At 62.2% G+C, this 10,538-nt stretch carries 5 protein-coding genes; all 5 read right to left on the bottom strand.

What is annotated here, in order from left to right:
- Positions 1 to 39 precede the first annotated feature (39 nt).
- The 5 genes from D0550_RS14010 to D0550_RS13985 all read right to left on the bottom strand — a co-directional run bounded on the left by D0550_RS14010 (position 40) and on the right by D0550_RS13985 (position 10,447).
- Complete coding sequence (locus D0550_RS14010; RefSeq protein ID WP_116809812.1) at positions 40 to 2,223, bottom strand: S9 family peptidase; 2,184 nt, start codon at positions 2,221 to 2,223, stop codon at positions 40 to 42.
- Positions 2,224 to 2,238: 15 nt separating this feature from the next.
- Positions 2,239 to 5,313 carry a TonB-dependent receptor domain-containing protein gene (locus D0550_RS14005; RefSeq protein WP_161965821.1) on the bottom strand — a complete coding sequence of 1,025 codons (3,075 nt, stop codon included), beginning with the start codon at positions 5,311 to 5,313 and terminating at the stop codon, positions 2,239 to 2,241.
- A gap of 106 nt (positions 5,314 to 5,419) precedes the next feature.
- Positions 5,420 to 6,469 carry a FecR family protein gene (locus tag D0550_RS14000; protein WP_116809810.1) on the bottom strand — a complete coding sequence of 350 codons (1,050 nt, stop codon included), beginning with the start codon at positions 6,467 to 6,469 and terminating at the stop codon, positions 5,420 to 5,422.
- The gene (locus D0550_RS13995) at positions 6,466 to 7,056 is read right to left on the bottom strand and encodes an RNA polymerase sigma factor (RefSeq protein WP_116809809.1); all 591 of its coding nucleotides are present in this window, start codon (positions 7,054 to 7,056) and stop codon (positions 6,466 to 6,468) included. The genes D0550_RS14000 and D0550_RS13995 overlap by 4 nt, the downstream gene beginning before the upstream one ends.
- A 178-nt stretch (positions 7,057 to 7,234) precedes the next feature.
- Positions 7,235 to 10,447, bottom strand: a complete 3,213-nt coding sequence (locus tag D0550_RS13985; RefSeq protein WP_161965820.1) for an autotransporter domain-containing protein — start codon at positions 10,445 to 10,447, stop codon at positions 7,235 to 7,237.
- Between the last annotated feature and the right edge of the window lie 91 nt (positions 10,448 to 10,538).

The following is a 10,538-nucleotide window of genomic DNA, read 5'->3' as shown; positions in this document are numbered from 1 at the left end:
CCAGCGTGCCGACGCTAGAAAATGTCGTAGCGGACACCCTCACTCCGACACGCTCCCTGCCACGCCCAGGTGCTGCCGGAAGAACTCCGTCACCCGCTGATGAGCGTCGATCGCCGTTTCACGCTTGGCCCGCGTATGCCCTTCAGCGGTATAGCGAACCAATGTCACATCACGACCTTCGGCCCGCAGCACTCCGTACTGCGCAATCATCTGAGGCACCCAGAGCCTGTCGTAGTCTCCAACCATCAACAGCATCGGAGTCGTGACATCGCGCATCCGGAAGATTGGCGACAGGCGCACGTAGTCGTCGAGATTGTCGAACACGTTGCCGCCCGTGGCCGCGTCTACTCCCCGCGGCATCAGCACCGTTAGCCCCAACGACATGCCGATAGCGTTGCTGATTCCTGATTGGACCGCGGCGGCGGCCAGCATTTTCGTTTCAGTGACGAGCAGGTTCGCGACCCACCCGCCGTTGCTGAACCCATAGATGCCGATGCGTGCAGGATCCGCAATTCCCTGCGCGACCAGCGCCTCGATGCCGGATTCGAAATCGTCCACCATCACTTTCACACCCGGCGCACCGACGGCTTTCACTTGATAGGCCTCGTCGCGCGTGTACCAATAGGCTCCATGGGGTGCACGCAATGCAGGCCGAAAGATCACGAAACCTTCGGCCGCCATCAACTGGCCCATGTCCTCGACGATGGGTCGCAGCCTGAACCTGTCTTTCGCTGGCATTGGATAAGCATCGACGACCACCGGATAACGCTCGCCGCTACGATAGCCGGGCGGGAGAATCACGATCCCGTCGACTTCATCGCCGCTCTTGTTTTTCCATGTGAGCCGCCGCTGCTCGCCCAGCGCCAACTGTGCGATCTGCGGATTGGCGTCATGGATAACGCGCGCCGCTGCATTCGGCGCAGAGAGCACCAGTCGCCCAGAGAATGTCGCGGACTCCGCCCAGAACGCCAGCGTCCGGTCTGGCAGGAAATCGAAACTCGTCATCTGCCAGTCGAAGGTCTGGGCCGCGTCGAACTTCTCCGAGCGCGCATCGAAGGACCACACGGTGTCCACGAAGCGGCCCGCCAAGCGAACACCCACTTTTCCTCTTCGACCTTCACGCAGTTCGAGCACCGCATGCCCATCCGGTGTAGCGATAGTGCTGGTGCGGCCGCTGCCAGTCTCGATCGTGACCAGGCGGGTGAACCCACTCTGCTTTTTTCCGGACTCCGCGATGGTGGCCAACCGGCCGTTGCCGGACCAGACCAGGGAACGTACGCGGCTGAGTGGATCGGCAGGCAGCAATCGCTCACGCCCCGTGTGCAGATCATGCAGAGCTACCGTGCTGTTCGCGGGCGAGCCCAGCGCGCCATACGATTCATTGCTGAGGGTCGGCTCGGTGACATCGGCGATGCTCGCGATGGTCCGGCCATCCGGCGACCAGGCCGGACAGAAATATTGGGTGGCCGTTCCGGGAAGAAATTTCAGCGCGCCCGAAGCGATGTCGACCACCATGATGCGATTGGCCACCTGCTCGGGAAACTGCTCGCCGATGTTCATCGCGGCGACGAAGTCCGGCTCCGCCGAAAACCACACCTCCCAGTCGCCAGGCGAGCGCAAGATGCCGCTCGCTGCGTCCCGATTCTTGAAGATCGCTTCGAGCGAGCTGCGCCGGTCGGTGGGATGCGATTTGAAAACACGCACGGCGGGCACGGTGGTATCGGCCGATGGAATCCCTTCGAGCGATATCGCGATGGTGGCGAAAGCAATGGAACGTCCGTCGGGCGACCAGGAGGTTCGCTGCGGGCCGCACGTGGCCCCCATCGTCCTATGGTTCGCAACGACGCCGTTCGGCAGCTTGGTTGCCTGCACTTCCGTGTCGGCGGACATTGTCCACACGTGCACCTGTGCGTGGCCGCTGCTACGCGAGAAGAAAGCCAGCTTCTTGCCATCCGGCGACCATTGGGGCGCCGTGCCGTCGAGGCGCTTCAGTTGTCGTCCATCTTTCGCAGCGACGATCAGAATGCCCGGCCCTTCTTCGACCGCCAGCACGGGCTGCGTTGGATTCGCCGCGATCGCACCGACGCCTTTGACCGCATAAGCATCGTCGAGAGTGACCTTTCGCGGCACGCTCTCTTCCGCCGCCGCGGCATGAATGACACCCGCGATCAAACCAACCGTCAGGCAAATCTTCGCGCAGCGGTTTTTTACAGGAGCTCGCATGGTTACGCCCTCAGCTCAGAAGCGCTTCTTGATGCCGAGCCAGTAGCTCGCCAGCCGCGGATCGCCGAACGTGCTGTAGTACCCGTTGTAGGTGTTGTTGGCATCGAACGGCGGCGCCTTGTCGAACAGGTTCTTGATGCCCAACGTTACTTCGCTGTCGGCGAACACCGCCGCCGGTGAATCGGCGGAGAAGTGATAAGTCGCGAACACATCGTGGTAGGTCTGGCTCGACACCCGCCCGCCATTGCCCTGCCAGCGATTGATGGTCGCACTCATCGACGAGAGGTAAGAGTCGAAGTATCTCGCCGCCCAGCCGACGGACCACGCGCCGTGACGCCAGTTCAGGCCAACATTGCCCTTGAGCTTGAGCGGATTGGCACTGGTGACGCCGACGTTGTCCAACACCACGCCGTTGGGCAGGAACTGCTGCAGGAAGTGCGTCTGGCGCGAGGCAAACACGAACGGCGTGAAGCGGCCGAACGCGGTATCGATCTCGTAGTCGGCCTGCAGATCGAACGCCTCGACCTGCGCCTTCGCGACGTTGATGAGCGTGGCATCGATCTCGACGATGGGTCCGGCCCAACCGGCGGGGTCGCTCGGCAGATTCGGCCCACGCGTGATGCGCTCCGGAAAAAAATTGACCAGCGTCTCGATCGTCGGCGTCGAGATGATGTCGTTCTTCTTGATCTTGGTGTAATCGAGCGATACGCGCAGACCCGGGATCGCGCGCGGCGTGAGAATCAAGCCCGCCGACCAGCTCTCCGAATCCTCCGCACGCAGATTGGGATTGCCACCGTTGGTTATCAGAGCAGTGCCGACAGGCGTGTCGCCTCGCAGCGGATCGGCGCCTGCGCCCGCACCGAGCACGGGTGAGCCAGGAACCACTTGACCCACGCTGGGAGGAAGAAAGCCGGTGCCGTAGCTGGCGCGCAATGTGACATCCCGCACCGGTTGATACAGCAGCGCGAAGGTCGGGTCGGTGGAGGCAACCTCGTTGGTGCTACGAACGATGCCCGTGATCTCGCCGCTCGGGGGAATGAGAAGCTGCGAGTTGGACCCTCGGGTCGTGTAGTCGTCGTGTCTGACGGCAAGCTGTAACTCCAGCGACTGCACGCCAGGCAGACTGTTGCGCGCGGAAATCCAAGGCATGCGCAGTTCGGCATACGCGCTGCGGACCGATTGCGAGCGGCTGGGGTAGAAATACCGATTGAAGATGCCGGCCGTGCTGAAATTGGAGCTCGCGCCGTTGCCGAGCAGCTCTTCGCGATATTCCGCCAGCACCGTCAATTGCATATCGCCGCCGGGCAGTGCCCATAGCGGTCCCGCGAAACGCGCGCTCGCGGCCTTGAGCGTCACATTGAAATTACCCTGCGAACCCGCGCCGCTATCCAGGTAAGGAAGAAAATTGATGGGATCGCGCGCCGTATCGCGAAGCACATCCACCGTGCCGGCAGTCACCGCGGCCCGCGGTCCACCCAGGTTCGACGCAAACTGACTGGCGTATTCGAACTCCGAGCGAGCCCAGGTGTAGTCGAGCCCGGTCACCCAGTTGCGGGGCAGTTTGATGATCAAGCCGCCAGCGACGCTGCGACCTTCGGTTTCCGACTGCAGCCTGCGCAGCTCCGACGCGCTCGGCACGGTTACTCGTATGTCCTGTTGAAACGGATTGCCCGGCGCCGCGGCGGGCAGCGTATAGACAGTGTTGCCCTGACCAATGATCGCGTCGAGGTCGAATCGCTGGACACTCTGCGAAGCGTTGGCCTGAAGAAACCCCTGCACACTCGGAGCGATCTCCTGTCGCACGGTCAGCGACATGGACTTCAGCTGCGGATCCTGTCCCAATTGCGCCCTGCTGCCGCCGACGGTCTGTGCCGTGTTCGAGGGTTGGATGTTGTAAGTACCCGCTTGTGCCACCAGCGCCGCCCCGCCGTCGCCAGAGGCAAGACCGGTGTAGCCGGCCGGCACATGCGTGATCGCCGAGCCGAGCGGCGTGCCATTGTCTAGCACCAGATTCTCGCCGGTGATGCTGCGGATGTTGGGTGTTGCCCCCAGCGGCGGGTCGCCGATCAATTCAAGCGCGCGATAATCGTTGCCGCTGTTGGCCAGAACGTTGCGCCGGCCGCGCTGCCAGAAGTTGCGATCGCCGTATTTCGGTTGCTCGCCTTCCATATAACTGCCCGCAAGCATCACGTTGGTCTTGCCGCCGAATAGATTGATGCCGGCGGCCAGATCCACTCGCTGATTGGGCGCGTCGCCGCGCACCGAGTCCTCGTATCTCACGTTGACCTCGGCGCCTTCATAGTCCCGACGCATCACGACGTTGACGACACCGCCTGTGGCACTGCCGCCATAGATGCCCGACGCTGTGGTTGGCAGCACTTCGATGCGCTCGATGGCCGCCAGCGGAATACCGTTGAGATCGGCCTGCGCAGCGTTGCCAAAGTTCGGAAAGCTCGGCTGCCTGCGCCCGTCGATCAGAATCAATGTCTGGCTGGCACCCAGGCCGCGCAGGTTGATGCTCGAATTGTTGGAGAAAGCAGCGGCCGTCTGCTGACTCATCGTGGTCGCCTGCGAATTCATCGTCAGACGCATCTTGAGGAAATCCTCAACACTGGCCGCGCCCGAATGCTCGATCTGGGCTTGATCGAAAATGCTGTACGGCTGCGGATCGTCGCGATCGCGCCGAATGTCCATGTTGAGCACGCGCGAGCCGGTCACCAGAATTTCCGGAACACCTCTGATGGTGCGGGTCCCATCGTTGGCATCCGCGCGAGGTGCCAAGGGCTCCACCGCCACCGCATCGGCGGAGATCACCCGAAATCTCAAGCCGCTTCCCTGCAGCAGCGCCTGCAACGCCTCACTCACCGTGTGCTCGCCCGAAACGCCAGGAGACGTGAGACCGGTGAGATCCGCGCTCGCCGTCATGACTTGTATCTTCGCCTGTTCAGCGAATGTCAGCAGCGCCGCCGACATGGACTGCGACGGGATCGAGAAGGTGTACGTTGTCTGCAGCTCTGCCGCGCTGGCAGTTATAGAGGTACCTACCAGTGCGCCGATGGCGAATACGCTGGCACGGAAATTCGTTGTCATATCACCCCACGTCTGTTTGTTTGTCGAGCGAGCGCGGTGCCGCGCATCGCCTCCCTGCTGTTTAGACGTGTGATGCAGATATTCTGGAAATCTTCCGGAACGACGGCTACCTGCGCGCTTGAATAACGACTCGATCCGGATGAGAGTCATCCACCGTCACTTTGAAGATCACTTGCACTCCCATGAGCCAATCCTCGACGCTGTCGTCGAAGACGGTGCCGGTGAAGCGCAGCTCTTGCAGGCTGGGATCGCCAAGAACGATGGGCCTGGTCGTGTACCGATTCAGGCTCGCCACGACCACTCGCAACGGCTCTTCCTCGAAGCGCAGGCGACCACGCCGCCACACGACATCGTGGTCGGTGTGAACGGCTTGCGGTGCCGCTTGCAGTTGTCCGTGATCGAAGCGAATACGTTCACCGGCCTGCACCCGCGACACTGACCCGGTAGTAGCGGCCCCTTTCTGGGACAGCGTGTTGACTTCGACAACACCTTCAGTCACCACCACTGAAACCGTCCCTGCCTCGCGGCGCACCGAGAAGGCCGTGCCGATCGCCTTGACGCTGACAGGCCCCGCCTGGACGACAAAAGGTCGCGACGGATCATGTTCGATCCGATAGAACACCTCGCCTTCATCGGCAATCACCAGCCGCCGTTCGGACGAGAACTGCACTTCGACACCAGTGAGCCCACCCAGCTCGATACGAGAGCCATCCGACAGCACTGCCGATTGCTGCTCCCCGCGAGCGGTCGCGATGCGCTGAGCGCCGCCGGTAAGCCACTCCGTCAGATCGACGCGCGCGACCAACAGCGCAATAAAGCATGTCGCCAAACCGGCAGCGAGCGCCCATGAGCCCAATCGCCGTCTATTCGCATGAAAGCGCCGTTGCGTGTTGCGAGGTGCTGGCGGCACTGACGCATCGATAGCCGCAAGTCCTGCCAGCTCTTCGGGCCGCGGCCAGGGCGGCGGATCCACCTGCCCGACCGCATCCCATATCGTCTGCACTGCCGCGAACGCCTCTCGATGCGCGGGATCTGCCTCAATCCAGTGCAGCCAGGCAGCGTGCAGCTCTGAATCCGCTTTGCGAGAGCGTACGCGCAAGAACCAATCTCCGGCCTCTTCGAGCAGCTCCGTCGATATCTCATGCAAACCCGTCATGACGTTGAACCTCCTGTCTCTGCTTGCCGCTTCCTGGCGTTATCCAGTGCCGCTCGACAGCACAGCATGCCCTGCAATATGTAGTTCCGGACCATCCGCTCCGTGACCCCCAGTCGTCCGGCGACTTCGTCGATGTCGAGATCGGCAAAGCGATGTAGTAAGAACGCATAGCGCGGCTTCGCTGGCAAAGACTCCAGCGCGGCCGCGATCACGCGCAGCTCATCCTCCGCGAGCGCCAGTCGATCGGGCGAGATCTCATCGACACGCGGATCGAAGATCGGGTCGCGGTGTGCGGCAACTCGCACCGAAGCGCTACGCAAGCGATCGGTGGCGATATTGAGCGCAGTTCGGAAAAGATAGGTCCGCAAGTAGCTCACGGTACCGAGCCGATCCAGTTGCAGCAGGCGCACGTAGGCCTCCTGAGCAACGTCGCGGGCCTCCTGATTGGAACGCAGCTTGGCGCGCAGTAGTGCAATCAGCGCTGCGTTGTGCTCTTCGAACAAGCGAGCGAGATCCGAGCCGGTCCCCGCGGGGCTTGGCTCCGGTCGCTCATCGATTCTATGGACCTCGTCAGGCTGTCGACTCATTCACTCATGACACCGCTGACTCGCAGCGGAACGCTCCTCATCCAGTTTAGACGGTTGAGTCGCGTTTTCCGGAAATGCCGCCTGCTCCAGCGCGAGTGGCCAATGCGTCGCTGCAATGGTTGCTCGATCACCGATCGCTCTATCCCAAGCTGATCTCGCAACTCACCGAGGGCGGCTCCTACCACACGACCCTGAAGCCCAGATTGATGCCCTGCTGGGAGCGATGGGCCGCAACCTCCCCACCATAACCGAACGACAGCATCGAATTCGTGCCCAGCGAAATGCCTAGCGAGGCGTTCGCGCGATACGAGGTGCGATCCTGCTGCACGCTGTAAGCGCGAAATGCGGAAGCGCCGGCGAAAGGATACAAATCGAGCGCCGACTGCGTATCCAGGAACTGATGCACGATGCCTACTTCGAGCATCGGGCGGAACACCAGACCATACCCAACGTAGTCGTCCGCAACTTGGACGCCGACGGTGCCGCGTAGTCCTTCTCGCTCATGCATGTGTACGCTGAGATTACCGGCCGCAGCGCCTTGCTCGGCGAACGACACAGCATCGATACGATCGTAGAACGCTTCCACGAACGGCCGCACCATCGCGCGATCGGTACCGGTCAGGCGATAGTCGACTCGCAACCCGACACCCAAGCTGTCGTAATCGAATTCGGCGCGTGCCTGGCGCACGTCTGTTCTGATGGTGGAATTTCGCGTGGTGCGGTTCTCATGGCTCGCATACATCGCCACGGCACCGAAGTTGATGCGCTCGCCCGTATAGTTCGTGTACACGCCGCCCAACGTCGAGCGCAACGCATTGCGTCCGCCGTGCACGTCATGTGTATTCGTATCGGCATATCCGGCGCTGATACCGAACGTCCATGACGATGACGTGGAGTGGTCGACGCCGATCTGCACGCCATCCGTGGTCCGGTCATAGCGCGGCCCGAAACGATCGCCATCGACATCGCCCCACTGTCTGAGGCCACGGACCCAGCCGCAGTTGCGGGCAGCGCCCTTCTCATCGACGTCGATACAGCTCGCGCTGTCATTGGCGAAGCGGTCGAACACCGCGCTCGCGAATCCAGCGCCCAACGTCGAAACGCTGTCCTGGACGACGCTTGCTGCCGGTTCCGCAAGCTCGCCGAGCAGATTTTCTGCTTCTTCGGCCGTGGGCTGCTGCAGCAGCGTATCGATGTACGCGCTCAGCTCCGGCGTAAGTGTGCCGCCCGTGATTTGATCGTCGAGCCATGTAGCGAATCGGTCGCGGTCGGTCCCGGGTGTCGTCACAGTAGTCGTGGCCTGACGCTCGAAGCTCACTGTCACATCGTTGGCGCCTATCTGATGAGTCGCGGTCATGAGCGCACTGGGATTGATCGTGACGTTCTCGAATGAGCCGCTCACACCACCCGCTGCCTGCAACACAGTCTGCGTCGTTCCATCCAGATACAGGCCGTAGTCGATCTGCACTCGATGCGTGCCCGCCAGCGTCGCAGTCCCCGCGATGTCGATGAGATCATTGCCATTGCGCTGGATCTCTGAGACGAGCGTACCGCTCGCGCTCTGGGTGAAGTTGCCGCCGACCTGGATCGTGCCCGGACTGTTGCCCGCGGACAGCACGCCGTCGTTGGTAAGAGCACCGGAAATCGAACCGACGCCCGTCAGCGTCGTACCGGCCGAAACCTGCAGGTGATTGGTGTGAAGCACAGCATTCGATAGATGCGCCGATCCAGCGGCGATCGTAATGCTGTCGCTGAAACCGTTGATTGCGCCGTCGAACGTGAGCGCGCCGTTGCCATGTTTGAGCAAATGCTCGAAGTTCGTTGCGAACGAGTCGTCGATCGTCAGCGCCGCGCCATGCGTCAGCTCCATCGTATCGACACCGGCACCGCCGTCGAAATGCGCCGCAGAGATATCGGCGCCATCGGCGATCACCACGCGATCGTCGCCATCGAACATTTCCACACGGCCAGCCATCGTGCCGTTGACTGTCACCACATCCGCCAGTGCGGTTCCGCCGAACGTTCCGGCATTGCGCACGGTCGTGCCTGCTGCCACGTCGATTGTCTGTGCCGCGAAACTGGCGCCAGCAGCTATCTCGAGTGTGCCCGCCTGCACGTTGAGCGTACCGACTTCGGAGCCCGCGCCAGTCAACGTCAGCGAACCTGAGCCGATCTTCTCCAAGCTGCCACCGCCGACCAGATCTGCGCTGACCCGGATATCGAACTGGTCCGTGTCGATGATCGCGCCGTTCGCACCGATCGTGATCTCACGCCCCTCGAAACCGCTCGTGAAATCGGAGCTGGACGCGAGCGAACGCAGAATTCCGCCATCGATGGTGAAGTCGACGCTGCCCGCTCCGGCGCCAATCTGCGTCACTTCCAGCACCGATCGAGCCGTTGCTGAACCGCTCAAGGTCAAGGTGCCGCTGCTGGCAGCATCCAGAGCGAGAGCAAGCCCTCCGGAGCGAACGTGACCACCATCGGCGATGGTCAGTGTGCCGGTGCCGAAATTGGCAATCGTGATGCTGCTGTCGTTGACCCATGAGGAGCCTGCGCCCGTCACCGTGACGACGCCGGTGGACGAGGCACCGGCACCGATATAACTCCATGCACTGGAGACGGCGCCCCCGTCTTCGATGGTCAGCGTACCGGCCGCATAGCTGCCGACGTCGAGGTAGGCGGTATTCGTCCAGGTCGCTCCGCCAGTGACGATCGCCTCGCCCGCGTTGCCACTGCCAAGGATGCCACCGACGCTGGTCAGGGTGGCTCCATCTTCGAGGCGCAGTTTGCCGGTGCCAGAGTTTCCAATCGTCACCCGGTCGGAGTTGCTCCAACTGGAGCCCTCGCCCGTCACGATTACCTCACCCTCACCGGTACTGCCCTGGCCGATGATGGCTTGGCCGTTGAACACGCTGCCGCCATTGGCGATCGTCAGCGTTCCTTGGCCGGAATTGCCGATGACGAGCTCGGCATCATTGGTCCACGACGATCCGGTACCCGTCACCTCGACTGCGCCGCTGGACGGACCGCCGACATAGCCTGACGCGCTGGTGACTACGCCGCCGTTTTCGATGGTCAGCGTACCGCGCCCGTCGAATCCGACCTCCAGATATCCAGAGTTGTTCCAGGTAGACGCAGTGCCGTCCGGAGCTGTGCCGCCCACCGTGACGGTGCCGTCGCCGCCAGCTTGATTGCCCAGGACTGCGTTCCAATTCGACACGGACGCACCATCGAGGATGCTGAGCGAACCGGTCGCTGTGTCGCCGATAAACAAGTCACTGGCGAGAACACCATCGGCCGGCAGCGTTGGATCCGTGTCGCCTGTGACAACGATGGACTGGGCGAAGGCGTCCGGCGAGCAGGAGAACGACAGCGTCAATGCCAGCGGCATTACCGCTGCCAGCAAGCGATGACGGCGTGACGAATTCGCTCTCCACCTGATTGTGGAATGAGCTCCAATCTTTTCCATGACGCCGTGACCC

The organism is Steroidobacter cummioxidans (assembly GCF_003104955.1).
This window is presented reverse-complemented; position numbering and strand designations above follow the sequence as displayed.